Genomic DNA, 24,473 nt, shown 5'->3' with positions numbered 1-24,473 from the left:
GAGCTCTCTGGGGGACGGGACACCAGCGGGCTCGCCCCTTCCCCCCGAGCATCGCCCCCCCCCCCCCCCGCCCCCCCCCCCCCCCCGGCCCCGCACCATGTTCGGCCGGGGAGGACCTAGACGCTCAGGCGGCGCAGGGTCTCCTCGTGGAGGATGCCGTTGCTGGCGACGGCGTCGGCGCCGCCGGGGCCGGACACGCCGTCCAGACCGGTGAAGCGGCCGCCGGCCTCCTCGACGATGACGCAGTTGGCGGCCATGTCCCAGAGCGACAGCTCGGGCTCGGCGGCGATGTCGACCGCGCCCTCGGCCACCATCATGTAGGACCAGAAGTCGCCGTAGGCGCGGGTGCGCCAGCAGGCGCGGGTGAGGTCCAGGAAGGGGTCGAGGCGGCCGCGCTCCTCCCAGCCGGAGAGCGAGGAGTAGGAGAAGGAGGCGTCCTCGATCCGGGAGACCCCGGAGACGTGGATCCGGGAGGCCTTGGTGAGGCTGCGGCCGGCGTAGGCGCCGAGGTCCTTGGCCGCCCACCAGCGGCGCTGCAGCGCGGGGGCGGAGACGATGCCGACCACCGGGCGCTCGACGCCGTCCGGGCCGTCCTCCAGCAGCGCGATCAGGGTGGCCCAGACCGGGACGCCGCGGATGTAGTTCTTGGTGCCGTCGATCGGGTCGATCACCCAGCGGCGCGGGCCGGAGCCCTGGAGGCCGAACTCCTCGCCGAGCACTGCGTCGCGCGGGCGGGCGCGCTGCAGCACGCTGCGGACGAGTTCCTCGGCGGCCTTGTCGGCGTCGCTCACGGGGGTGAGGTCGGGCTTGGTCTCGACCTTCAGGTCGAGGGCGCGGAAGCGCTCCAGGGTGACCGAGTCGGCCGAGTCGGCGAGGACGTGGGCGAGTCGGAGATCGTCGTGGTAATCGGCCATGTCCGAAACCCTAGCGATCCCGCCCGGATCGGGACAGCCGGGCTCGCGGACCGGGACGGGCCCGCCGGAGGCGATTGGGCTCGCGGACCGGGACGGGCCTGCTCAGTGCGCTGAACCGCTGAGCTGGAGGCCGATCACGCCGGCGATCACCAGGGAGATGGACACCAGCTTCAGCACCGAGGTGGTCTCGTCCAGGAAGACCATGCCGTAGATGGCGGTGCCGGCCGCGCCGATGCCGGTCCACACCGCGTAGGCGGGGCCGACCGGCAGGCTCTTCAGGGACAGTGTGAGCAGGCCGAAGCTGCCCAGGGCGAACACGCAGAAGCTGATGGTGGGCCAGAGCTTGGTGAAGCCCTCGCTGAGCTTGAGGTTGATCGCGAAGCCGGTCTCCAGCAGGCCGGCCAGGACCACCAAGGCCCATGCCATCGCGTGCCCTCCCTGTCGATCGACGGGTCGGACCGCGCTGTGGCCCGACCTTCCTATGATCGCCAGGCCGGCGCAGTCCGACACCTCGAACGGTCGGGAAACCCATGGGACGGTAAAACCGCCGCCCGGGTCAGTCGCCCTCGCGGGCCTCCTTGCTGGCCAGCAGGCGGCGCAGCGAGTAGAGCCGGGTGCCCTCGGCGTGGCCGCCGGCGACCCAGGCGTCCAGCGCGCAGTCCGGCTCGTCGTGGCTGCAGGCGCGCGGGCAGTCGACGGTGCCGGGCTCCAGGTCGGGGAAGGCGTGGATGACCCGGGACGGGTCGATGTGCGAGAGGCCGAAGGAGCGGAAGCCCGGGGTGTCGATCACCCAGCCCGGGTCCAGCGCCTTCTTGGAGCCCGGCTTGGCGCCCGGCGGCGGGGGCAGCCGCAGCGCCAGGGCGGACACGGTGGTGTGCCGGCCGCGCCCGGTGACCGCGTTGACCCGGCCGGTCTGCCGCTGGTGGTCCGGGACGAGGGCGTTGACCAGGGTGGTCTTGCCGACGCCGGAGTGGCCGATGAACACCGTGGAGAGGCCGCGCAGGTGCGCGCGGACGGCCTCGGCGCCGGCCGTCTCCAGTTCGTCCCGACGGGTGACCACGTAGTCGATGCCGAGCGGCGCGTACGACTCCAGCAGCGGCCCGGCCGGGGCGAGGTCGGCCTTGGTGAGCACCAGCAGCGGCTCCATGCCCGCGTCGTACGCGGCCACCAGGCAGCGGTCGATCAGCCGGGGCCGGGGCTCCGGGTCGGCCAGCGCCGTGACGATGGCCAGCTGCTGGGCGTTGGCGACGACGATCCGCTCGTACGGGTCGTCGTCGTCCGCGGTGCGCCGCAGCACCGAGCTGCGCTCCTCGACCCGGACGATCCGGGCGAGCGTGTCGGTGTCCCCGGAGAGGTCGCCGACGATGTTGACCACGTCGCCCACGACGACGCCCTTGCGGCCCAGCTCGCGGGCCTTCATGGCGACGATCTCGCGTTCCTGCTTGGTGCCCGGGTCGATCAGGCAGGTCAGCCGGCCGCGGTCGATGGTCAGCACCATCGCCTCGGCGGCGTCCTCGTGTTTGGGCCGGATCCGGGTCCGCGGCCGGGAGCCCCGGCGGGCGGGGCGGTTGCGGATGTCGTCCTCGTCGGCGTCCTTGCCGTAGCGGCGCATGTGCTCAGTCTCCGCTCAGGCGTCCGCCACCGCTTCGCCGAGCAGTTCCGCCCACATCTTCGGGAAGTCCGGCAGGGTCTTGGCGGTGGTGGCCACGTTCTCCACCTCGACGCCGGGCACGGCCAGGCCGACCACGGCGGCGGCGGTGGCCAGGCGGTGGTCCTCGTAGGTGTGGAAGACGCCGCCGTGCAGCGGGCGCGGGCGGATCCGCAGGCCGTCCTCGGTCTCGGTGACGTCGCCGCCGAGGTCGTTGATCTCCTTGGCGAGCGCGGCGAGCCGGTCGGTCTCGTGCAGCCGCAGGTGGGCGATGCCGTACAGGTGGGACTCGGAGTCGGCCAGTGCGGCGACGGCGGCGATCACCGGGGTGAGCTCGCCGACGTCGTGCAGGTCCGCCTCGATGCCGTGGATCCGGCCGGTGCCGGTGAACTGCAGGCCCTCGTCGGTGAACTCGCAGGCGCCGCCCATCCGGGTGTAGATCTCGCGCAGCTGGTCGCCGGGCTGGCTGGTGTGCTTGGGCCAGTCGCGCACGGTGACCCGGCCGCCGGTGACCAGGGCGGCGGCGAAGAACGGCGCGGCGTTGGAGAGGTCCGGCTCGACCACCAGGTCGCGGCCGATCAGGGCGCCGGGGGTGACCCGCCAGACGTCCTTCTCGCCGCCGTCCTCGGGGGCGTCGACCTGGACGCCGGCCAGGCGCAGCATCTCGACGGTCATCCGGATGTGCGGCAGCGACGGCACCGGGCCGCCGACGTGCCGGACCTCGACGCCCTGGTTGTAGCGGGCGCCGGAGAGCAGCAGGGCGGAGACGAACTGGGACGAGGAGGAGGCGTCGAGCTCGACCGGGCCGCCGTCGAGCGCGCCGGTGCCGTGCACGGTCAGCGGGAAGGCGCCGCGGCCGCCGTCGTCGATCCGGGCGCCGAGCGCGCGCAGGGCGTTGATCACGCCGTGCTGGGGGCGCTCGTAGCTGCGCGGGTCGCCGTCGAAGTGCACCGGGCCGTCGGCGAGGACGGCGAGCGGGGGCAGGAAGCGCATCACGGTGCCGGCGTTGCCGACGTCGATCGAGGCGGGGCCGCGCAGCGCGGGGGTCGGGATGACCCGCCAGGCCTCGCCGCCACCGGTGCCGCCGGAGTCGTTGTTGACCTTCTCCTCGATGCCGACGCCGAGGGCGCGCAGGCCGTCGGCCATCAGCTGGGAGTCGCGGCTGCGCAGCGGCCGGCGCACCCAGCCGGGCTCGTCGGCGAGCGCCGCCAGCACCAGGGCTCGGTTGGTGACCGACTTGGAGCCGGGGATGGTGACGGTGGCGTCAACGGGGGTGGTCGCGACGGGGGCGGGCCACAGGGTCTCGGTCATGGGGCCAAGTTTAGGGGCCGTACCGGAACGGCCCCTGCGCCAACCGCATGGCGGGACGGGGGAGGCCCGGTGCAGGGGTTGTGGCAGCCGGCCCGTGCCGCGGGGGCGGCCCGGTGCGGGGCCCGGAGCAGCCGGCCCGTGCCGCGGGGGCGGCCCGGTGCGGGGCCCGGAGCAGCCGGCCCGTGCCGCGGGCGAGGTTCAGTACAGGGGCTGGAGCAGCCAGCTCGCGCTCAGGGCGAGGCAGGCGAGGGCGGTGAGCAGGAAGACGGTGATCCAGGCGAGGCCGGGGATGTGGGTGAGGCGGGCCAGTTGGTCGGCGTCGGAGTCGCGGGCCCAGCCGATGCGGCGCTGGTGCTGGAGTTCGAGGACCGGGCGGACGGCGCCGAACAGCAGGAACCAGCAGCCGAGGTAGGCGAAGCCGGCCTGGACCTCGGCGCTGCCGAACCAGGAGACCAGGAAGAAGGCGCCGCCGGCGACCAGCACGGTGAACAGGCCGAAGGCGTTGCGGATGCGCACCAGGAGGGCGAGCAGCAGGACGACGGCCAGCCAGAGCAGCAGGGTGATCCGGCCGGTGGAGAGCAGTGCGGCGCAGCCGAGGCCGAGCAGGGCGGGGGCGGTGTAGCCGGCGGCGGCGGTGAGGATCATGCCGGGGCCGGTGGGGCGGCCGTAGGAGAGGGTGAGGCCGGAGGTGTCGGAGTGCAGCCGGATGCCGGCGAGCCGGCGGCCGGTGACGAGGGCGATCAGGCCGTGGCCGCCTTCGTGGGCGATGGTCACGGCGTTGCGGGTGACGTGCCAGAGCGGGCGGGCGAGGACGGCGAGCAGGGCGGCGCCGGCGGTGGCCAGCACCAGCCAGCCGGGCGGCGCGGGCTGGGTGCCGGTGACCTGGTTCCACAGTTCGCCGAGGTTCTGGTCGGTGGGTTGTGCGCTCATCGTCTCGTCTCCGCCTCCGTCCGCTGCGTTGGGCCGTTCGGGGCAGCCTCCCATGCGGGGACGGGCGGGCGGGAGCGGACGGTTCTCCTGGCGGGATGAAGAAGTGGTGAGCGGGGCCGGCATGGCAAGCTGGCCCGCATGTGCGGTCGCTTCGCAGCCAGTGGCAAGCCCGAGGACATCGTCGAGCTGTTCGGCGTCGAGCAGTGGGATCCGGCGGAGACGCTGGCCCCCAACTGGAACGTCGCCCCGACCACCAGCGCCTTCGTGGTGCTGGAGCGGGTGCCGAAGGGCCGGGCGCGGCCGGTGCGCCAGCTGAGGGTGCTGCGCTGGGGTCTGGTGCCGCAGTGGTCGCGGTCGGCCGAGACGGCGGTGAAGATGATCAACGCCCGTTCGGACACGGTGCACGAGAAGCCCTCGTACCGGCAGGCGTTCGCCTCGCGTCGGTGCATCCTGCCGGTGGACGGCTACTACGAGTGGCAGACGGTGCCGGGCGAGCGCGGCAAGGCGCGCAAGAAGCCGTTCTTCGTCTCCCGGGCGGACGGCACCCCGCTGGCGCTGGCCGGGCTGTACGAGTTCTGGCGCGACCGGACGGTGCCGGCCGACCATCCGGCGGCCTGGCTGGTGACCTTCACCATCGTCACCACCGACGCCGAGGAGTCGCTGGCGCCGATCCACGAGCGGATGCCGCTGTTCCTCGACCCGGCCTCCTACGACGAGTGGCTGGACCCGGGGCTGGACGACCCGGACGAGCTGCGCCGGCTGCTGATACCGCCGCCGCCCGGTGCGCTGCTGGCCACCCCGGTCTCGCCGGCGGTCGGCAGCATCCGCAACAACGGGCCGGAGCTCAAGGAGCCGTGGGCCGAGGCGGAGTACGAGACCACCCTGTTCTGACGTCTGACGTCTGACGTCTGACGTCTTCTGACGTCCGATGTTTGAAGTTCGACGATCGAGTCCTGACAGCTGAGGGAGCCTGAGCCGGTTGGAGCGACCGACGATGACCACCGAACTCGTCCCCACCGAGGTGGGGGACGCCCGGATCAGCTACCACCGGGCCGGTGCGCCGAAGGCGCTGCTGGCGCTCGGTCACGGCGCGGGCGGCGGGATCGAGGCCCGGGACCTGGTGGCGCTGGCCGTGGCGCTGCCGGCGCGCGGGATCACCGTGGCGCTGGTGGAGCAGCCCTGGCGGGTGGCGGGCAAGCGGCTCGCCCCGGCGCCGCGCACGCTGGACCGCGGCTGGACCCCGGTCGCCGGGCGGCTGGCCGGTCAGGGGCTGCCGCTGGTGGTCGGCGGGCGCAGCGCCGGGGCGCGGGTGGCCTGCCGGACCGGGGCGGCGAGCGGGGCGGTGGGGGTGGTGGCGCTGGCGTTCCCGCTGCACCCGCCGGGCCGGCCGGAGAAGAGCCGGGCGCAGGAACTGTTGGAGTCGGGGACGGCGACGCTGGTGGTGCAGGGTACAGCGGATCCGTTCGGCGGGCCGCAGGAGTTCCCGGAGCTGCCGCCCGGGCATGAGCTGGTGGCGGTGCCGTACGGCGGGCACGGTTTCGACGTGCCCAAGCGGGCGCCGGTGGGGCAGGACGAGGTGCTGGAGGCGATCTGCCGGGCGGTCGGGGACTGGGTGCTGCGGGTCGTCTGAGGCGGCGGGGGCGGTGGGGGCGGCCGTGAGCGGGGGGTTTCCACTCGATCACCCGTACGAGCGATTTCGGGGCGGGCGCGGGAATGCGGGCGGGGCCGGGGTGGTTGGCACTCTCGTCAGCACGATTCCCGGTTGAGAGGCAGGGCAGATGGGTTCGATCGCGTGCCCCGAGCGGTCAGAGCAGCGCGAGGCCGCCGCGGCGTTCGGCCCCGCCTGGTCCGACTGGATTGTCGCGGGCGAGAAGCCCGTCAGCCCGATATCCTCCATTTCGGGGCGGCCCGCCGTGGGTCGTGCCCGCCATGCCGAGGAGGTGGGTCCGGTCGTCGGGACCGAGCACGAGGCCGAGCCGGGCCGGGGCCCGGAGGAGGGCCAGCCCACGGGCGAGGCGCTCACCGGTGAGGAGCTGGCCGAGGCGATCGGTGAGGACACCTTCCGGGTGTCGGCACAGGAGAGCGAGGAGGCCCGGCGGGAGCGCTTCGAGCGCGACGCCCTGGGCTACCTGGATCCGATGTACTCGGCGGCGCTGCGCATGACGCGCAACCCCGCGGACGCGGAGGACCTGCTCCAGGAGGCGTTCGCCAAGGCGTACGCGTCCTTCCACCAGTTCCGCGAGGGCACGAACCTCAAGGCCTGGCTGTACCGCATCCTCACCAACACGTTCATCAACTCGTACCGCAAGAAGCAGCGCGAGCCCCAGCGCACGGCGGCGGAGGAGATCGAGGACTGGCAGCTGGCCCGCGCCGAGTCGCACATGTCGACCGGTCTGCGCTCGGCCGAGACCCAGGCGCTCGACCACCTCCCCGACAGCGATGTGAAGGACGCGCTCCAGGCCATTCCGGAGGAATTCCGGATCGCCGTGTACCTCGCGGACGTAGAAGGCTTTGCGTACAAGGAGATCGCGGACATCATGGGTACTCCCATCGGTACGGTGATGTCCCGGCTGCACCGCGGCCGCCGTCAGCTGCGCGGCATGCTGGAGGATTACGCCCGTGAGCGCGGGCTCGTCCCGGCCGGCAGCGGGGCAGGGCAGGAAGCGAAGGGCTCGGGCTCATGAGCTGCGGCGATCCGCACGACACGGAGTGTGGCGAGGTCCTCGACCACCTCTACGAATTCCTCGACAACGAGATGGCCGAGGGCGACTGCGCCAAGCTGCGGGTGCACTTCGAGGAGTGCTCGCCCTGCCTGAAGCAGTACGGGCTGGAGCAGGCGATCAAGGCGCTGATCAAGCGCTCCTGCGGCTGCGACGACACCCCGGCTGACCTGCGCAGCAAGGTGCTGGCCAGGATCGACTCGATCCGGGCGGGGCAGCGTTCGGGCGAGCAGGTGGTGGTCGCCGTCGACACCACGGTCGAGTTGCACGTCGAGGCGGACCGGCCGGCGCCGGGCGCCGGCGAGGCCCCGGAGGAGTCGACGGTCCGGCCCGGTGCCACCGTCGAGGCGGGCGCCCCGGCGGAGTAGCCGCCCGGCCGTTCAACGGCCGGGCGGAGCAAGCGGACAGGCCTGCCGGCGAGGGCGGGCCGAGCGGTCCGGACACGGAGTCAGACGGCCCCGGGAGCGTGCGCTCCCGGGGCCGCTCCCTTTGTGCTTGCATGCGCCCCTCACTCGTTCGAGTGAGTTGGCGGTGCGCCAGCAGCGTCGTCGCGCCATCATGCGTCCTTACGCCCGGGTGGCGGCCTATCCTCCTGACGGACGCTCACCGCCGGTCCGCCCGGCGAGCTGAGGCAACGCGGGCCCGGACGTCGGGGAGGTCGAGATCGCTATCGACGGCGAAGACGCGGCCCTGCCGGAGGGGGCGATGCGCTACCTGGTGGCCGTCCCGGTGGCGGCGCTGTGCTGCCTGCTGCCGCTGCTGCCGACCGGCGTGCCGCCCGGGGTCCCGCGCTGGCTCGGCGCCCCGGTGGACTGGCCCAAGGTCGGGCTGCTGGCCTTCCTGCACGGCTGCTGGGAGTCACTGGCCCAGGGCCTGCCGACACCCTGCCTGCGACTGGTCCGCCGACTGCTGCGCCGCCCGCCGCCGCCCGAGCGGGCGCTCTCCCGCCCCGGGGTCAACGCCTTCTTCCCGGTGCTGTTCGCCGGCGTGCTGATGCTGCCGCCGGCCGCCGCAGCGCTGGTCGCGGTGCCCACCGCGGTGCTCGGCGGCCCGGCCGGGCACGGCTGCCGGACCCGCCAGCTGTGGAACGGCTCCCAGCTCGCGCTGTGCGCCTTCGCCTCCGCGGCCGCCTTCCACCTGCTGCACGGGCCGCAACTGCTGCTCGGCTCCCGCTTCCCGGCCGCGTTGCTGCCCGGCTTCGCCGCCGTCGTCACGTTCTGCCTGGTCAACGGGGTGCTGGTGGGCGCGATGCTGATGCTCGCGGAGGACCGCCGGCCCGTCGTGCTGCTGCGCGGGGCGGTCGCGGTGTGCGGGCTGCCGGTGCTGGTGCACGCGGCCGGCGGCCTGATGGTGGCCGTGCTCTGGCAGGGCCCGTACGGGGCGTTCGCGGCGCTGCTGGCGCTGCTGCCGCTGTCGATCTCGGCCTGGGTGTTCGCTCAGGGGCAGCGCGAGCGGGACGCCCACCAGGCCACCGTGCAGTCGCTGGTGCAGGCCGTGGAGATCAAGGACTCGTACACCCGCGGGCACAGCGAACGGGTCGGCCGGGCCTCGGTGCTGATCGCCGGTCAGCTCGGCATGGAGGCCGAGCGGCTGCGCACCCTGCGCTTCGCGGGGATCCTGCACGACGTCGGCAAGCTGGGCGTGGCCACCGAGTTGCTGCGCAGAAACGGTCCCCTCAGCGAGGCGGAGCGGCGGGCCGTCGAGGTCCACCCCGTGTACGGGTACGAGCTGGTGCGCGGGATCGCCTTCCTCGGCGAGGCGCACGCCGGGATCCTGCACCACCACGAGCGGATGGACGGCCGGGGTTACCCGAGCGGGCTGGTCGGCGAGCAGATCCCCGAGTTCGCCCGGATCATCTCGGTCGCCGACGCCTTCGACTCGATGACCTCCACCCGCTCCTACCGGCGCGGCCGCCCGGTCGCCGAGGCCGTGGCGGAGCTGGAGCGCTGCTCGGGCAGCCAGTTCGACCCGGTGATGGTCCGGGCGCTGATCGACGCGCTGGCCGGGCACGACTGGCAGCCGGTGCTGCCGCCGCCCGGGGACGGCATCCGGGCCGTCCCCGACATTCCGCTCGGAGTGCCCGAGCCGGCCCGGGCGGCGCCGGGCCGGGTGCCCGCGCAGGGCGGGAGCGTCCCCACGGCCGGGCAGCCGTGACCGCGGCCGGCCGGGAGGCCCGCGTGGTGCACGCGGCGGCGGCCGCGCTGCTGGTGTTCGCGGTGGGCGCGGTCGCGCTGCGCGGGGTGGCCGGGGCGCGGGTCGCGCTGGCGTTCACGGCGCTGATCGCGCTCGGCGAGTGCGTCCGGATCACTCTTCCGGGCGACCGCGAGCAGGCGCCGATCGGCGCGGCCGGCGCGCTGGCGTACTCCCTGCTCGGGCCGCTGCGCGGGGTGCCCACCGCGCCCGGGATGCTCCAGGTCGTCGCGGTGACCGGCGTCGGCCTGCTGCTGTCCTGGCTGCCCGGCCTCGCGTTGCCCCGGCTCAGGGCGTGCCGCCCGGGCCGGGGCCGACCGGGCCTGATCCAGCGGGCTCGCCCCGGCCGCCCGCACCGGCGCCCGCCCTGGGCCGACCCGGCTCGGCGGGACAGCGCCGCCCGTCGGCTGCTCGGGGTCGGCTTCGCCGCCGCCGTCTTCCAGCCGCTCTACAACGGCGGACTGGTCGACCGCTTCTCGCCCGAGGGCCCGGCGTACGGGGCGTTCCTGACCGCCGTCGCCGCGCTGGCCGCGCTCTGCGACGCGACCCTGGCGGCGCTGCTGCGCCGGTCGGCGGCGGGTCTGGAGGGCGGGCTGCGGTTCCCGGCGGCGCTGGAGGACGAACTGCGCTCGCTGTTCGGGATCGGCTCGGCGATCGTCGCCACCGGGATGCTGGTCAGCCTGGCGGCCGGCGAGGTCGGGCTGTGGGCGCTGCCGCTGTTCTGCACCCCGCTGCTGCTCGCCCAGGTGTCCTTCCGGCGGGCCGCGGCCGTGCGGGCCACCACCGGGCAGACCATCGCCAGCCTGGCCCGGGCCACCGAGGTGGCCGGCTACACCCCGCACGGGCACGCCCGCCGGGTCGCGGACACGGCGTGCGCGCTGGGGCGCGAGCTGGGGCTGGGCACCCGGGAACTCGCCCTGCTGGAGTACGCGGCGCTGATGCACGACGTGGGCCAGCTGTCGCTGGTCGAGCCGGTGCCGGACGGCGCGACCGCGCTGCTGCCCTGCGCCGAGCAGCAGCGGATCGCCCGGCTGGGCAGCGAGGTGATCCGCCGCACCGGGGTGCCCCGGCAGGTCGCCGAGCAGGTCGCCCGGCTGGCCGATCCGGTGCTCGGCACGGCCGGCGGGGACGGCGCGGTGCCGCTGGCGGCCCGGATCATCCGGGTGGCCAACGCCCACGACGACCTGCTGACGGCGGCCCGCGGCCGCGGGGTCGGCGAGGCGGTGGGCCGGCTGGAGGCGCTGGAGGTGCTGCGGCTGGGGCGCGGCCGGGTGTACGACGCCCGGGTGGTGGACGCACTGGCCCGGGTGGGCGGCTAGGCCCTGTCCGGTGGATCAGGCCCGGGCTCGGGCGGGCTCGGGCGCGGGCCTGAGTTCGGCGGCTGACCCGGGCTCCGGCGGAGCGCCGCGGACCGGCGGGCCTCCGTCGGGGTTGAGGCGGGGCGGCCAGGCGGGCAGGCTGGGTAGGGGCGGCCCCAACCTCGGCGGTGGGGAGCGCGGGCGGGGGCGGGCGTGGTTGGATGCGGTCGTAGCGTGGAACACCGACCCGGGGCACCGTGCCCCGGACCCCCGCGGAAGTGGATCCGGACGCGGCGGTACGGGACTTGAGCGGACGACGACGGCAGGGACGAACGTGAGGATCTTCCACCGGGCACGGCACCGGCCGTCCGCCACCTGGCGGCAGACGACCGACCGGGCCTTCACGCTGATCGGCGACGGCCGCTACGAGGACGCCGGCGCGCTGCTGGTGATGGCCGCCGACCTGGAGCCCTGGCTGTCCGACTCCTGGTTCAACCTCGCCCTGCTGCACAAGTTCCGCCGGGACTGGGAGCAGGCCCGCTCGGCCGGGCTGCGGGCCGTCGCCCTGCTGGACCGCGAGCACGGCGCCCCCGACTGGTGGAACCTCGGCATCACCGCGACCGCCTTGCAGGACTGGCCGCTGGCCCGCCGCGCCTGGCAGGCGTACGGGCTGAAGCTGCCCGGCGGCCCGGGCGGGCAGCAGGACGGCCCGGTCAGCCTGGACCTCGGCACCACCCCGGTGCGGCTCTCCCCGGACGGCGAGTCCGAGGTGGTGTGGGGCCGCCGGCTGGACCCGGCCCGGATCGAGGTGCTGTCCATCCCGCTGCCGTCCTCCGGCCGCCGCTGGGGCGAGGTGGTGCTGCACGACGGCGCCCCGCACGGTGAGCGGGTCACGGACGGGGTCGCCTACCCGGTGTTCGACGAGATCGAGCTGTGGGCGCCGTCCCCGGTGCCGACCTACGTGGTGCTGCTCCAGGCCGCCACGGCGGGGGACCGGGACGCGCTGGAGCGGGTGGTCGCGGACGCCGGCTACGCGGCGGAGGACTGGACGTCCTCGGTGCGGCTGCTCTGCCGGGCCTGTTCGGAGAGCCGGATGGCCGCGGACGACGGGAACACCGCCCACCACGACCCGCACGACGACGGCGACGCCGCGCACCCCGGACACCTCAGCCACCTCAGCCAGGGCGGGGAGGCCGGAATGTCCTGGCTGGTGGAGCGCGAGTGCGGGATCGCCGCGCCCGCCCTGCTGGTCCGCTCGCTGCTGGACCGCTGGGCCGCGTCCTCGCCCGGCACGCGGGCGTACCGCGATCTGGAAGAAGTCTGTTGAGCGCGCCGCTTACCCTTGAGCGGTGTACCCGGCGAGAGCCGAATACCTGGACCATTCTCGGAAGCGGAAGCGGATAAGCAGCGATGGCGGAGCAGCAGGACCACCAGCACGACCACGACCATGACCAGGAGTCGGCGGCCGACGAGGCCCCGCTGAAGGTGGTCGGCGAGCAGCCGGACCTCTCCAAGGGCACCGCGCGCCCGATCACCGTGGTGGGCAACCCGGTCCTGCACCGCGAGGTCAAGGACGTCACCGCGTTCGACGGTGAGCTGTCCGCGTTGATCGACGACATGTTCCAGTCGATGTACGCGGCCGAGGGCGTGGGCCTGGCGGCCAATCAGATCGGCGTGGACCTGAAGGTCTTCGTCTACGACTGCCCGGACGACGAGGGCGTGCGCCACGTCGGCCACGTGATCAACCCGAAGCTGGAGGAGTACCCGGCGGACCGCCGGCGGGTGCTGGACGACAGCAACGAGGGCTGCCTGTCGGTGCCGGGCGCGTACGCCGAGCTGCCCCGCCCGGAGTACGCGGCGGTGACCGGCGTGGACAAGGACGGCCGGCCGATCCGAGTCGAGGGCACCGGCTTCTTCGCCCGCTGCCTGCAGCACGAGACCGACCACCTGTTCGGCACCCTCTACATCGACAAGCTGTCGAAGCGGGACCGCAAGGACGCGCTGAAGCAGATGGCCGAGGGCACCCCGCGGTACGCGACCGTGGCGAACGACTGACGAACCGCCGAGGGCCGGGGCGCGACGGGCGTCCCGGCCCTCGGCGTTCCCGCACGTGACGCTCCCGCTCCTGACGCTGCCGGTCGCGCTCTGCCGGTCGCGTCCCGTCAGCCGGGTGCCCGGCCGGTGGACTCGCGGGCGACCAGCTCCGGCGTGAACAGGTAGTCCCGGGCCTGCCCGCCGTGTCCCTCCAGCTGGCGCCACAGGGTCGCTCCAACCACCGCTACGACGCCGTCTCCTTCGACCGCGTCGACCCCGCGCTCGGCGGCGACGAGGCGCTCATCGCGCTCACCGCCGAGGCCCACCGGCGCGGCATCAAGGTCATCGGCGACATCACGCTCAACCACTCCGGCAGCGACCACGACTGGTTCCGCGCCGCGCAGCAGGACCCGCACAGCCCCGAGGCCGGCTTCTACTTCTTCGGCGAAGGCGGCCCGGACGACTACGCCACCTTCCTCGGCGTGCGCACCCTGCCGACCTTCGACCACCGCTCGCCCGAACTGCGCCGCCGCCTCTACGAGGGCCCCGACTCGGTGATCGCCAAGTACCTCAAGGCGCCGTTCCACCTGGACGGCTGGCGGGTCGACGTGGCGCAGATGGCCGGCCGGCGCGGCGAGGTGGAGCTCAACCAGCGGGTCGCCACCACCACCGCGGCCACCGTCCGGGCCGCCAACCCCGACGCCGTCCTGCTCGCCGAGCACCAGCACGACGCCTCGCTCACCCTCAAGGGCGACGGCTGGCAGGGCACCATGAGCTACGCGGGCTTCACCCGCCCGGTGTGGTCCTGGCTCGCCGAGCGGCACGACCAGAAGGACTTCTGGGCGGTGCCCGGGCCGATCCCCGACTACGGCGGCGCCCAGGTGCGGGCCGTGATGACGGCGTTCGGCGCCGCCCTGCCCTGGCGCAGCCGGGTGCACAACCTCACCCTGCTGGACTCGCACGACACCGCCAGGTTCCGCAGCTTCGCCGGCCCCGAGCGCCAACTGCTGGGCGCGGCCCTGCTGTTCACCCTGCCCGGCACCCCGATGGTGTTCTCCGGCGACGAGGTCGGCGTCGAGGGCGAGGGCCTGGAGGAGGGCCGCAAGCCGTTCCCCTGGGACGAATCCGCCTGGGACCAGCACACCTACCGCACCTACCGCGAGCTGATCCGGCTGCGCCGGAGCCACAGCGCGCTCAGCGGCGGCGGGCTGCGCTGGCTGCTCGCCGAGCGCGACGTCCTGCTGTTCGAGCGCGAGGACGAGCGGGAGCGGATCCTGGTGCAGATCAGCCGGGCCGACCACCCGCCGGTGGCCGGCGAGTGGCACGCCACCCACCTGCTCGGCGGGCCCCAGCTCGTCCCCGGCCGCGACCTGCCCGCCGAGGGCCCGGCCGTGCACGTCTGGTCGGTGGCCCGATGAGCGCCGTGCGCACCACGGGGACTGCCGGGGCCGGCACCCGCCGCGGCCGGATCGAGCGCATCCCCGGCTTCCGCTCCGAACTGCTCGGCAACGAGCGCGAGTTGCTCGTCCACCTGCGGCCCGGCTACGACGACGACCCGGGCGCCGACTACCCCGTGCTCTACCTCCAGGACGGCCAGCAGGTCTTCGACCGGGGGCAGCGGCCCACCTGGGCGCTGGACCGGACGCTGGAGCAGCTGTACGCCGAGGGCCTGATCCCCGAGCTGATCGCGGTCGGCGTGCCCAACGCCGTCCTCTCGCCGTTCCTCACCCACGTCGACCCGGCCGACCTCGGCGAGAAGGTGGTCCACGAGCGCTACCGGCGACGCGGCCCGCGCCGGCTCTGGCTGGACATCGGCGGCCGGGCGGGCCTGATCATGGCCAGGCCCGCCCGCGAGCTGGCCGTCCAACTGCTCGACGAGGCCGGCTACACCTCCGGCGCGGACCTCCTCTACTACGAGGACCCGGCCGCGCCGCACCACGAGGACGCCTGGCGACCCCGCTCCCGGCACGCGCTGCTGCACCTCTTCGGCGCCCCCTCGCCGGTCGTCTCGCTCAGCGCCGCCGAGCGGCTGCGGCTCGCCCCCGGCGAGACCTGGAGCGCCGTCAACCCGGTCGCCGTCCGGGCCGACGGCGTGCGGTACACCGCCCTGGAGGCCGAATACCGGGTGGAGCGGCCCGAGGTCGCGGCCGTCTCGCCGCACGGGCTGCTGCGCCCGCTGGCCACCGGGCGCACCGCGCTGACCGTCGGCTTCGCCAACTTCACCGCCGTGCTCACCAGCCCCGCCATCCGCGGGCCCTTCCTCGGCGTCCTCGCCTGGACCTTCGGCTTCGCCCTGCTCTCCACCGGCGCGTCCTTCGCCCTCGGCCTGGCGCTCACCCTGCACCACCCGCGGCTGCGCGGGCAGCGGGTCTACCGCTCGCTGATGCTGCTGCCGTACGCGATGCCCGCGTTCATCGGCATCCTGATCTGGCAGAGCATGTACTACCGGGACTTCGGGCTGCTCAACCAACTGCTGCACGCCAGGGTCGACTGGCTGGGCGACGCCTGGAACGCCCGGTTCGCGGTGGTGCTCACCAGCCTCTGGCTCGGGTTCCCCAACATGCTGCTGATCTGTACGGGCGTGCTGCAGGCGATGCCCGCCGAACTCGACGAGGCCGCCCGGATCGACGGCGCCGGGCCGTGGACGGCGTTCCGGGCGGTCACCTGCCCGCTGCTGCTGGTCGCCGCCGCGCCGGTGCTGATCTCGTCCTTCGCCTTCAACTTCAACAACTTCAACGCGATCCAACTGCTCACCGGCGGCGGGCCGTTCGACGGCGCGGGCGGCACGGCCGGATCCACCGACATCCTGATCAGCTACACCTACCGGCTGGCCTTCGGCGGGCAGGGCGCGCAGTACGGCTTCGCCGCCGCGCTGTCCATCGTCATCTTCCTGCTGGTCGGGCTGATCACGCTGGTGGGCTTCCGCCGCACCCGCGCCCTGGAGGAGTTGAACGCATGACCGCCACCCCTGCCCCTGCCCCCGCCCCTGCCCCCGCCGTCTCCACTGCCGCCCGCTGGCTGCGCCGCTTCGGCTGGCGGCACCTGATCGCCGTGCTCGCCGTCTGCTTCGCGCTGTTCCCGCTGCTGTTCGTGCTGTCCGCGGCGCTGAACCCGCTGGGCACGCTCCAGTCGTCCACGCTGCTGCCCCGGCACGCCTCGCTCGCCAACTTCACCGCGCTGTTCACCAGCGGGCAGTACCCCTTCGCCCGGTGGCTGGGGAACACGGCGCTGGTCTGCGGCACCTTCGCGGTGCTGAACGTGCTGCTCGGCGTGCTGGCCGCGTACGCCTTCTCGCGGTTCCGCTTCCGGGGCCGGCGGATCGGGCTGATGGCGGTCTTCCTGGTGCAGATGTTCCCGCAGTTCCTCACGGTGATCTCGCTCTACCTGATGTTCGCCAAGATCGGGGACGTCCTGCCGGCGATCGGCCTGGACACCCCGTGGGGCCTGGTGCTGGTCTACCTCGGCGGCGCGATGGGAGTGAACACCTGGCTGATGAAGGGCTACCTGGACACCATCCCGCGCGAGATCGACGAGGCCGCCAAGGTGGACGGCGCCGGGCACGCGCAGATCTTCTTCCGGCTGATCCTGCCGCTCGCCACGCCGATGCTGGTGGTCATCTCGATCCTGTCGCTGACCGCCGCGCTCAACGACGTGATCCTGGCGAACATCTTCCTGACCTCGAACGACTCCAAGACCGTCGCGGTCGGCCTCTACGGGATCATCTCCGGCCAACAGGACCAGAACTACGGGCTGTTCGCGGCCGGGGCGTTGGTGACCTCGCTGCCGGTGATCGTCGTCTACCAGTTCCTCCAGCGCTACCTGGCCCAGGGCCTGACCGCCGGGTCGGTCAAGGGGTGACCGGTGGCGGGTGCGGCGGGGGGTTCGTCGGCGGGTTCGTCGGCGGGTTTGTATCCGCCGGGTATCAGGGAGCGCGCGGCCTGACGTCGATGCGGGCGAGGAGGCCGATGCGTCCGGTATCTGCCGTATCGTGCCCTTGTCCGCCGCCGACCGCCGACCGCCCACCGCCCACCGCCCGCAGCCGTCCGAGCAGGAGCCGTCCGCCCGTGTCCTCGCCCGCGCCGCCCTCGCACCCCGTCCGCGTGCTGCTGGTCGAGGACGACGAGCTGATGCGCCGCTCCTTCACCGTCGCGTTGGAACGCTACGGCTACGGGATGTCCGCCGCGGCGGACGGCCTCACGGCGCTGGAACTGTTCCGGGACGAGCAGTTCGACCTGCTGATCCTGGACGTGATGCTGCCCGGCCTGGACGGGATCGGCCTGTGCCGCAAGGTCCGGGAGACCAGCCTGGTGCCCGTCCTGATGATGTCCGCGCGCGGCGACGGCCTCGACGTCGTCGCCGGCCTGGAGGCCGGGGCGGACGACTACGTGGTCAAGCCCGTGGACACGTACGTGCTGGTGGCGCGCATCCGCTCGCTGCTGCGGCGGGCGACGTACGCGCCACCCGCCCCGGCGCCCTCGCCCGGAGCCGCCGACGGGGACGTCCTGGTGTTCGGGGACCTCACCGTCGACACCGCCGGAATGGAGGTGTCCGTCGGCGGGGCGCCGGTGGCGCTGACCCCGACCGAGCTGAAGCTGCTGCTGGAGTTCGCCGCCCACCCCGGCGTCGTGCTGGAGCGGCACACCCTGCTGCGCAACGTCTGGGAGTACGGCTGGGACGGCGACAGCCGGGTCGTGGACCTGTGCGTGCAGCGGCTGCGCCGCAAGCTCGGCCGGGAGCGGATCGAGACGGTCCGCGGCTTCGGCTACAAGCTCAGGCGCTGAGAGCGGTGCACACGATTCCCCGGCCGGCCCGCGCCCCCCTGCGCTGGAAGATCGCCGCGCTGGCCGCCGCCACCGCCTGCCTCGTCGCGGCGGCGGTCGGAGTGCTGGTGCACCTGTGGACGGCGCACGACATCCGCAGCCGGGCCGAGGCGCAGGCCTTCAACGCCGTCTACTCGGCCATGGACGTCTACCGGCGCACCGGATCGCTGGCGGACGGCGCCGAACTCGACCCCGTCGACCTGCCCGCCGCCCTGCGCCACCCGGTCGACGGCGAACGGCACACGGCCTACGACGGGCACGCCGAAGGGAACTCGGGCCCGAGCTACTGGGCCGCCCAGCGCACCGGCGGGCCCGGCAGCCCCGTCCTCGCCATCCGGGTCAACCTGGGACCGCAGCTCTCCGACCTGCCCCGGCTGGACGTGGCGATGGCGGTGGCCTCGCTGGTCGCGCTCGCGGCGGCCACACCGGCCGCGGTCTACGGGGCCGGGCTGCTCGCCCGCCGGCTGCGGCGGGTCGCCGAGACGGCCGGCCGGATCTCCGCCGGGGACCTCGACGCCCGGACCGGGCCCACCAAGGGCGGCGACGAAGTCGCCGACATCGCGGCGACGGTGGACCTGATGGCCGACAGCCTCGGCCGACGACTGCGCTCCGAACGGCAGTTCACCGCGGACGTGGCGCACGAGCTGCGCACGCCGGTCGGCGGACTGCTGGCCGCCGTCGACCTGCTGCCGGCGGGCGAGACCGAGGACCTGATCCGGGCGCGGGTGCGGGACCTGCGCGCTCTGGTCGAGGACCTGCTGGAGATCTCGCGGCTGGACGCCGGGGCGGAGGAGGTGGCGCGGGCCCGGGTGCCGCTCGCGGCCGTCGTCCGGGAGGCCGTGCTGCGCACCGGGTACGAGGCCGAGATCGCCGTGGCGGCGGAGCTGACGGTGGAGACCGATCCGCGGCGGCTGGAGCGGATCGTCGGCAACCTCGTCGTCAACGCGCACCGGCACGGGGCCGCCCCCGTCCTGGTCACCGTCCAGGACCGTACGGTCGTCGTGCGCGACCACGGCCCCGGCTTCCCGCCGGACCTGCTGCGCCACGGCCCGCGGCGCTTCCACACCGGCGCCGCCGAGCGCGGCACGGGCCACGGACTGGGGCTGACCATCGCGTTGGGGCAGGCCCGGCTGCTCGGCGCGGAGCTGCGCCTCGACAACGCGGAGGACGGCGGCGCGGTGGCGACTCTGCGGCTGCCGGGCTGACCGCCTCGGTTGCTACCGGACTGCTGCCGAGCGGAGCGGTCGTCGATACACGGCGGCGCAGGGGCCTGATACGTGCTCCGGACACCCTTCGAAGTGCACCGACTCGCACCTCGGACAGGAGCCCCTCCCGTGATCGCCAACCCCCTTGCCCTGCACGCGACCCCCGGGGTCGCGGCCGCCGTCGCCGACCTGACGAAGACCTACGGCGGCGGCGACACCCGGGTGACCGCCCTGGACCGGGTCAGCGTGGCCTTCCGGGAGGGCGAGTTCACCGCGATCATGGGCCCGTCCGGTTGCGGCAAGTCCACCCTGATGCACTGCGCGGCCGGGCTCGACACCCCCACGTCGGGGTCGGTGCGGATCGGCACGACGGAGCTGGGCGGCCTGGGCGACCGGCAGCTCACCCGGCTGCGGCGGGACCGGGTCGGCTTCATCTTCCAGGCGTTCAACCTGCTGCCCACCCTGACCGCGCTGGAGAACATCACGCTCCCGCTGTCGTTGGCCGGGCGGACGCCGGACCGGCAGTGGCTGGACCGCGTGGTGTCGATGGTCGGGCTCTCCCGGCGCCTCGACCACCGGCCGGCCGAGCTGTCCGGCGGGCAGCAGCAGCGCGTCGCGGTCGCCCGGGCGCTGGTCGCGCGGCCCTCGATCGTGTTCGGCGACGAGCCGACCGGCAACCTCGACTCGCAGTCCGGGGCCGAGGTGCTCGGCTTCCTGCGGGACTCCGTCAGGGAGCTGGGGCAGACGGTGGTCATGGTGACCCACGACCCGGTGGCCGCCGGGTACGCGGACCGGGTGGTGTTCCTGGCCGACGGGCGGCTGGTCGACGAGATGGCGCACCCGACGCCGGACCGGGTGCTGGACATCATGAAGTCCTTCGCGGGCTGACCCGCACCCCCCGACTCTCGAAAGCTGATCATGCTGACCACAGCCCTGCGCAACGTCCTGGCGCACAAGGCCCGGCTGCTCATGACCGTCCTCGCGGTCTGCCTCGGCGTCGCCTTCGCCTCCGGCACCCTCGTCTTCGCGGACTCGACCGCCGCCGCCCACCGGGCGGCCGCGTCCCGCACCTTCGCCGACATCGCGGTCAGCGTCACCGCGAAGGAGTCCCCTGCCGCCCCCGACCAGCCGAACGTGTTGACGGACGAGTTGGCGCGCCGGATCGCGGACGTGCCCGGCGTCGCGGCGGTACGGTCGTCGGTCGACGGGAGCGCCACGTTGAACGCGGCCGACGGCAGGCCGCTGCGGGTCAAGCGGGGGACGAACCTCGCGGACGCCTACGTCCCGGGGCGCGACGGCGAGGACGCCCGCTACCCCGTGGTCGAGGGGCGTGCCCCGGCCGGTGCCGACGAGATCGCCGTCGACCGGGGCACCGCGGCGGCGGGCCGGTACCGGGTGGGCGACCCGGTCACGCTCGCCACGGACGGCCCGGCCCTCACCGCGCGGCTGGTCGGCATCGTGACCACCACGGACACCCGGGTCACGGCCGGCGGTACGCTCACCCTGTTCGACCGGGCCACCGCGCAGCGGCTGTTCGCAACTCCCGGGCACTACACCAGCCTTGAGGTCTCCGCCGGGCCGGGCGCCGGCCAGTACGAGCTGGCGGAGCGGATCGCCGCCGTCCTGCCGCCCGGCCGGGCCGAAGTCACCACCGGACAGGCGCAGGCGAACCAACAAGCCATCTACGTCGGCACGTTGACCCGGGGCTACCAGAAGCTGCCGATGGTCTTCGCCGGGGTGTCGCTGTTCATCGGCTCGTTCCTCGTGGTCAACACCTTCACCATGCTCGTCGCCCGGCGCACCCGGGAGATCGCCCTGCTGCGGGCGGTCGGCGCGACCCGGCGCCAGGTGGTGCGCTCGCTGCTGGCCGAGGCGGTGCTGGTCGGGGTCGTCGCGTCGGTGGTGGGGTTCGTCCTCGGGCTCGGCATCGCGGCCGTGCTGCCCGGGCTGTTGAGTGGCGAGGGCGGTCGGCTGCCGGAGGGGCCCTTGGTCATCGGGCCCCGGCCGGTGGCGGCAGCCCTGTTCGTCGGGGTCGGCGTGACGGTGTCGGCCGCCTGGCTGCCCGCGCGCAGGGCGGCGCGGATCGCGCCGATCGAGGCGCTGCGGGCGGCGGCCGCGCAGCCGGGCGGGCGCTCGCGGCTGCGTCCGATCGTGGGGGTGGGGCTGCTCGTCCTCGGCGTCGGCTGGCTGGTCGCGCTCGCGGGTGCGGCGAAGGACGCCTCCGAGGCGAATCTGCGGAGTGCGATGGCGGGTTGCGGGCTCCTGGTCGTCGCCCTGATCGTGCTGGCACCGACGCTCGCCGTCCCGGTGATCCGGCTGACGGGCCGCCTCACCCGGCGGTTCGGCGTCGTCGGCCTGCTGGCCCGGCAGAACGCGCTGCGCGACCCCCGGCGCACGGCGGCGACCGCCGCCACGCTGCTGATCAGCACGGCGCTGGTCAGCGGGCTCGCCACCATCGGCAGCTCCACCGGACAGGCCCTCGACCGGCAGGCGGCGGACGGCCTCGCCGCCGACTACGTGATCAGCACCGGCGACACCATGACCGGCATCGACCCGGCGGCCGTGCAGCGGGTGGCCGGTCTTGCGGGGGTGCGCGGCGCGAGCGCGGTCGCGGACTCCACGGTGGTCATCGGCGGCAAGGTCCGTGAGATCTCCGGCATCGACCCCGTCTCTGTTGAACAGGCCGTGAAGCTCGACTTCGTGAGCGGTTCCGTGCAGGACCTCGGGCCCGGCCGGATCGCCGTCTCCAGCAGCGTCGCCCGGGAGACCGGGGTGAGCACGGGAGGCCAGGTCAACGTGCGGATGGGCCGGAGCGAGGAGTTCACGCGGTACACCGTCGCGGGCGTCTACCAGGACAACCCCACCGCCCACGACGCGGTCGGCGCCCGGGGCGAGGTGCAGCAGCACGGCTTCAAGCCCGGCTCCGTCCAGCGGATCCTCGTCCGGGGCGACGGCTTGTCCGGGCGCGACCTGCGGACCGCTGTCGGCAACAACCCGCTGCTGAAGGTGCAGGACCGGGCCGAGCTGGTGCGGGAGGCGGCGGGGACGATGGGCGACCTGCTGACGCTGATGTACGGGCTCCTCGGCATCGGCGTCGTGATCGCCGCGCTCGGCATCGTCAACACCCTGGCCATGTCCGTCACCGAACGGACGCGTGAGATCGGCGCCCTGCGCGCCATCGGCATGGATCGCGCGGGCATCCGTCGGATGATCCGCCTGGAGGCCGTGACGGTCGCGGCGTTCGGCACCCTGCTCGGCCTGGCCGGCGGCCTGTTCGGCGCCTGGGCCGTCGGCGCGCTGGCGGGCGGCGCGGTCAAGCAGTACGCGCTGGTGCTGCCCTGGGGCACGATCGCGCTCGTCTGCCTGGCGTCCCTCACGATCGGCGCCCTCGCCGCCGCCGTCCCCGCCCGCCGGGCCGCCGCCCTCAGCCCGCTGGTGGCGGTCGCGGAGGTGTGACCCGTCGATCCCCTTGTCCCCGCCCGGCACGAACGCCGGGCGGGGACTGTCAGCGTCGCGGCCGGGACAGGGCGATCGGGTCGTCCGGGTCCTCGATGTGGTCGCTCACTGGGCCCCGAGACGGCGAAGGAACGTTGAGGCCTGGGTCCGCGGGATCGGCTGCTGGTCGTCGTGGTGGCCGTGCAGGGACGCTGTGCTCACCATTCCTCCGGAAGTCTCGTGCAGGCGGGACCGGTCAGTGTCTTCCCCCGCAGGCCTGGCCGGTACCGGAGCCGTCACGAGAGTCCTGAGCGGCGCGTCCTGTCCCGGCGAAGATTGACCGGCTTGTCCGTCTCGGCAAAGGTTGACCAGGCGTTGCTATGGCCCTGCAACCTACACAGCCCTCACAAGAGAGCCCAATGCCTGAACTTCCCGCCACACGCCGCATCACCCTCCACCTACCCGCCGACCTCGTCGACTGGCTCCACGAGTTCGCCGAGATCTCTCACCGATCCGTTGACGAGGTGGTCCGGCCACTGGTCGAGGCGGAGAAAGCCCGCTTCGATGCAAACTGGGATCGGACGTCACCAGGGCCTGGTTAGAGTCGAGGAGCGCCACGACCAGCAGCTCAACACCCACACGCGACCGGTTGGCAGCAACTCCTTCGTCGTGTGCGGGTCGGGCACCATGTACCAGACGATGGAAGGCCGTTGGGGCTGCGCCTCTTGTGGCTCCACCTGGGCCTGAGACAGCGAGAAGGGCCAAGGAGCATGCCGATCTGTGCGGAGTGCCGCACCGCTGAGGCGGTCATCGAGGACCTGGACGTCGGGTGACTGGCCTGGCCGGCGATCGCACATCAGGCACGACGAAGCGCCCCTGCCCGGCGGGAGCACTTCGTCAGCCTGAGACCGACGGCCGAGCGACGTGTCGGATCGGGCACGGGATGTCCGGCCAGATCCGGTTGGGGCACGCGATCACGTAGTGGCCCGACCAGCGGCTGTCGGACACCCAGCGGGACCAGACGACGTCCGAGGCGCCCTCCAACTGCTCAACCGCGCGGAGTCGCCGTGCCTCGAAGGGAAGTTGGGGGTCGCCGCCAGGAGTGTGTTCCTCGTACCGTTCCGCAAGCCAGTTGGCTGCGCCTGCCGCCGTCTCCCAGGTGCCCCGCACCTGGGCGGCCGGGCGCAGGAGCCACCAGCCGGTCATCATCGGCGGGAGTTCCGAGAGGCCGAACCGTGCGGCCTCGATCGGGCGACGCTCCGGCTCCTTCGCCAACAGCCGGCCGTCACCGGTCCACTCGTAGCCGTGGAAGTGCAACTGTGCTTCTCCTCGGAGACGTTGAAGCCCCGGCCGCCCGCACGGGACTGCGGGCGGCCGGGGCTGTCAGGGGACTTCAGACGGACAGGCCGAACCGCGCCGGGTCGATTCCGGCCTCGGTCAACTCCTCGGCGGTGAACAGCAACGGTTCGCGGTCGGGACGCTTGCTGTCGCCGAGGGCGAAGACGCCGTGCTCGACCAGGCCGAGGGTCACGCACGACTCGCCCTCGTCGCCCCCGCCCTGGTTGCCGCCGCACGCACGGTTGAACTCGACCTGGGAGAGGTCGAGTTCGTACAGGTTGCGCTCAGTCATCGCCTGCACCTTCCGGTATCGCTTCGGGGCAGCACGGAACGGCCCCGCCCCGCCCAGGACTTGGGCGGGAGAATGAGGGGGAGTTCAGCCCCACAGGCTGATGCGGGTGGTGAGCTGGTCGGCCGGCACCTGGCGCGGTTTGGCGTCCGGCTCGAACAGCGGCCGGACCAGCGCCCGGCCGTCCTGGGCGCCCACGATTTCGACCAGACACCCGGTCGTCAGGTCCTTCCGGACCGGATTGTTGTCGATCCGCTCCATGAGCTCCGCGTGCGTACGGCGGCGTGTGGCGCCGGTCGGCTGTGCGAAACCGTCAGTGGGCATGGAGCGCTCCTGTGGCT

Annotated in this window: 23 protein-coding genes; 15 read left to right on the top strand and 8 right to left on the bottom strand. The window is 73.8% G+C overall.

Translation table 11 applies throughout. The features are described 5' to 3' along the window. Positions 1–116: 116 nt before the first annotated feature. From hisN to AC07BF_RS28005, 5 genes are all read right to left on the bottom strand, one after another. Complete coding sequence (gene hisN / locus AC07BF_RS28025) at positions 117–914, bottom strand: histidinol-phosphatase (protein ID WP_363586982.1); 798 nt, start codon at positions 912–914, stop codon at positions 117–119. A gap of 102 nt (positions 915–1,016) precedes the next feature. Further along, a complete protein-coding gene (locus tag AC07BF_RS28020; protein WP_063347889.1) occupies positions 1,017–1,340 on the bottom strand; it encodes a DMT family transporter in 324 nt (107 codons plus the stop codon). 130 nt (positions 1,341–1,470) lie between these two features. Beyond that, positions 1,471–2,526: a ribosome small subunit-dependent GTPase A gene (gene rsgA / locus AC07BF_RS28015; RefSeq protein WP_400988590.1), complete on the bottom strand. Its 1,056-nt coding sequence runs from the start codon at positions 2,524–2,526 to the stop codon at positions 1,471–1,473. Between the two features lie 15 nt (positions 2,527–2,541). Next, on the bottom strand, positions 2,542–3,873 hold the full coding sequence (gene aroA / locus AC07BF_RS28010; RefSeq protein ID WP_063347887.1) for a 3-phosphoshikimate 1-carboxyvinyltransferase: 1,332 nt from the start codon (positions 3,871–3,873) through the stop codon (positions 2,542–2,544). 198 nt (positions 3,874–4,071) lie between these two features. Further along, positions 4,072–4,803: a M50 family metallopeptidase gene (locus tag AC07BF_RS28005; RefSeq protein WP_350879695.1), complete on the bottom strand. Its 732-nt coding sequence runs from the start codon at positions 4,801–4,803 to the stop codon at positions 4,072–4,074. Positions 4,804–4,941: 138 nt separating this feature from the next. Between AC07BF_RS28005 and AC07BF_RS28000 the strand changes: the two genes are divergently transcribed. The 15 genes from AC07BF_RS28000 (at position 4,942) to AC07BF_RS27930 (ending at position 22,526) form a co-directional block, all read left to right on the top strand. Beyond that, entirely contained in the window at positions 4,942–5,694 is a 753-nt protein-coding gene (locus AC07BF_RS28000) for an SOS response-associated peptidase (RefSeq protein ID WP_363586980.1), read from the top strand. 103 nt (positions 5,695–5,797) lie between these two features. Further along, a complete protein-coding gene (locus AC07BF_RS27995) occupies positions 5,798–6,433 on the top strand; it encodes an alpha/beta hydrolase family protein (protein WP_400988587.1) in 636 nt (211 codons plus the stop codon). A 310-nt stretch (positions 6,434–6,743) separates the two neighbouring features. Beyond that, positions 6,744–7,487, top strand: a complete 744-nt coding sequence (locus AC07BF_RS27990) for a sigma-70 family RNA polymerase sigma factor (RefSeq protein ID WP_063351149.1) — start codon at positions 6,744–6,746, stop codon at positions 7,485–7,487. Then, complete coding sequence (gene rsrA / locus AC07BF_RS27985; protein WP_363586978.1) at positions 7,484–7,891, top strand: mycothiol system anti-sigma-R factor; 408 nt, start codon at positions 7,484–7,486, stop codon at positions 7,889–7,891. The genes AC07BF_RS27990 and rsrA overlap by 4 nt, the downstream gene beginning before the upstream one ends. A gap of 337 nt (positions 7,892–8,228) precedes the next feature. Continuing rightward, positions 8,229–9,677, top strand: coding sequence for an HD-GYP domain-containing protein (locus AC07BF_RS27980; protein WP_363586977.1), 1,449 nt, complete (start codon positions 8,229–8,231; stop codon positions 9,675–9,677). A 23-nt stretch (positions 9,678–9,700) separates the two neighbouring features. Next, on the top strand, positions 9,701–11,032 hold the full coding sequence (locus AC07BF_RS27975; RefSeq protein WP_400806452.1) for an HD-GYP domain-containing protein: 1,332 nt from the start codon (positions 9,701–9,703) through the stop codon (positions 11,030–11,032). Positions 11,033–11,345: 313 nt separating this feature from the next. Beyond that, positions 11,346–12,338, top strand: a complete 993-nt coding sequence (locus AC07BF_RS27970) for a tetratricopeptide repeat protein (RefSeq protein ID WP_363586975.1) — start codon at positions 11,346–11,348, stop codon at positions 12,336–12,338. 83 nt (positions 12,339–12,421) lie between these two features. Then, positions 12,422–13,066 (top strand): peptide deformylase, encoded by a 645-nt coding sequence (gene def, locus AC07BF_RS27965; protein ID WP_363586974.1) that lies wholly within the window; start codon positions 12,422–12,424, stop codon positions 13,064–13,066. Positions 13,067–13,248: 182 nt separating this feature from the next. Beyond that, entirely contained in the window at positions 13,249–14,463 is a 1,215-nt protein-coding gene (locus AC07BF_RS27960) for an alpha-amylase family glycosyl hydrolase (protein ID WP_478334077.1), read from the top strand. Next, complete coding sequence (locus AC07BF_RS27955; RefSeq protein WP_478334076.1) at positions 14,460–16,004, top strand: ABC transporter permease subunit; 1,545 nt, start codon at positions 14,460–14,462, stop codon at positions 16,002–16,004. Before AC07BF_RS27960 ends, AC07BF_RS27955 begins: the two co-directional genes overlap by 4 nt. Further along, positions 16,001–16,903, top strand: a complete 903-nt coding sequence (locus AC07BF_RS27950) for a sugar ABC transporter permease (protein WP_478334075.1) — start codon at positions 16,001–16,003, stop codon at positions 16,901–16,903. The genes AC07BF_RS27955 and AC07BF_RS27950 overlap by 4 nt, the downstream gene beginning before the upstream one ends. Positions 16,904–17,109: 206 nt before the next feature. Then, positions 17,110–17,826 (top strand): two-component system response regulator CseB, encoded by a 717-nt coding sequence (gene cseB / locus AC07BF_RS27945; protein WP_478334074.1) that lies wholly within the window; start codon positions 17,110–17,112, stop codon positions 17,824–17,826. Positions 17,827–17,831: 5 nt separating this feature from the next. Next, positions 17,832–19,070, top strand: a complete 1,239-nt coding sequence (locus AC07BF_RS27940) for a sensor histidine kinase (RefSeq protein ID WP_478334073.1) — start codon at positions 17,832–17,834, stop codon at positions 19,068–19,070. A 132-nt stretch (positions 19,071–19,202) separates the two neighbouring features. Next, complete coding sequence (locus AC07BF_RS27935; RefSeq protein WP_478334078.1) at positions 19,203–19,958, top strand: ABC transporter ATP-binding protein; 756 nt, start codon at positions 19,203–19,205, stop codon at positions 19,956–19,958. Positions 19,959–19,988: 30 nt separating this feature from the next. After that, positions 19,989–22,526 (top strand): ABC transporter permease, encoded by a 2,538-nt coding sequence (locus AC07BF_RS27930; protein WP_478334072.1) that lies wholly within the window; start codon positions 19,989–19,991, stop codon positions 22,524–22,526. A gap of 876 nt (positions 22,527–23,402) precedes the next feature. On the opposite strand, the gene AC07BF_RS27925 is transcribed toward AC07BF_RS27930, so the two are convergent. From AC07BF_RS27925 to AC07BF_RS27915, 3 genes are all read right to left on the bottom strand, one after another. Then, positions 23,403–23,822, bottom strand: coding sequence for a hypothetical protein (locus AC07BF_RS27925; protein ID WP_478334071.1), 420 nt, complete (start codon positions 23,820–23,822; stop codon positions 23,403–23,405). A gap of 76 nt (positions 23,823–23,898) precedes the next feature. Next, positions 23,899–24,135 carry a DUF397 domain-containing protein gene (locus AC07BF_RS27920; protein WP_400806436.1) on the bottom strand — a complete coding sequence of 79 codons (237 nt, stop codon included), beginning with the start codon at positions 24,133–24,135 and terminating at the stop codon, positions 23,899–23,901. 84 nt (positions 24,136–24,219) lie between these two features. Then, complete coding sequence (locus AC07BF_RS27915; RefSeq protein WP_400806433.1) at positions 24,220–24,456, bottom strand: hypothetical protein; 237 nt, start codon at positions 24,454–24,456, stop codon at positions 24,220–24,222. Positions 24,457–24,473 lie beyond the last annotated feature (17 nt).

This window comes from Kitasatospora sp. NPDC043950 (assembly GCF_056435345.1).
The sequence above is the reverse complement of the archived record's forward strand: the minus strand, read 5'-3'. Positions and strand labels throughout refer to the sequence as shown.

Bases quoted from the DNA above. Each gene is read 5' to 3' on its own strand.
- def (WP_363586974.1), top strand. From the start codon at position 12,422: ATGGCGGAGCAGCAGGACCACCAGCACGACCACGACCATGACCAGGAG.
- AC07BF_RS27955 (WP_478334076.1), top strand. From the start codon at position 14,460: ATGAGCGCCGTGCGCACCACGGGGACTGCCGGGGCCGGCACCCGCCGC.
- AC07BF_RS27980 (WP_363586977.1), top strand. From the start codon at position 8,229: ATGCGCTACCTGGTGGCCGTCCCGGTGGCGGCGCTGTGCTGCCTGCTG.
- aroA (WP_063347887.1), bottom strand. From the start codon at position 3,873: ATGACCGAGACCCTGTGGCCCGCCCCCGTCGCGACCACCCCCGTTGAC.
- rsrA (WP_363586978.1), top strand. From the start codon at position 7,484: ATGAGCTGCGGCGATCCGCACGACACGGAGTGTGGCGAGGTCCTCGAC.
- AC07BF_RS27950 (WP_478334075.1), top strand. From the start codon at position 16,001: ATGACCGCCACCCCTGCCCCTGCCCCCGCCCCTGCCCCCGCCGTCTCC.
- AC07BF_RS28020 (WP_063347889.1), bottom strand. From the start codon at position 1,340: ATGGCATGGGCCTTGGTGGTCCTGGCCGGCCTGCTGGAGACCGGCTTC.
- AC07BF_RS27920 (WP_400806436.1), bottom strand. From the start codon at position 24,135: ATGACTGAGCGCAACCTGTACGAACTCGACCTCTCCCAGGTCGAGTTC.
- rsgA (WP_400988590.1), bottom strand. From the start codon at position 2,526: ATGCGCCGCTACGGCAAGGACGCCGACGAGGACGACATCCGCAACCGC.
- AC07BF_RS27995 (WP_400988587.1), top strand. From the start codon at position 5,798: ATGACCACCGAACTCGTCCCCACCGAGGTGGGGGACGCCCGGATCAGC.
- AC07BF_RS28000 (WP_363586980.1), top strand. From the start codon at position 4,942: ATGTGCGGTCGCTTCGCAGCCAGTGGCAAGCCCGAGGACATCGTCGAG.
- AC07BF_RS28005 (WP_350879695.1), bottom strand. From the start codon at position 4,803: ATGAGCGCACAACCCACCGACCAGAACCTCGGCGAACTGTGGAACCAG.
- AC07BF_RS27915 (WP_400806433.1), bottom strand. From the start codon at position 24,456: ATGCCCACTGACGGTTTCGCACAGCCGACCGGCGCCACACGCCGCCGT.
- AC07BF_RS27930 (WP_478334072.1), top strand. From the start codon at position 19,989: ATGCTGACCACAGCCCTGCGCAACGTCCTGGCGCACAAGGCCCGGCTG.
- hisN (WP_363586982.1), bottom strand. From the start codon at position 914: ATGGCCGATTACCACGACGATCTCCGACTCGCCCACGTCCTCGCCGAC.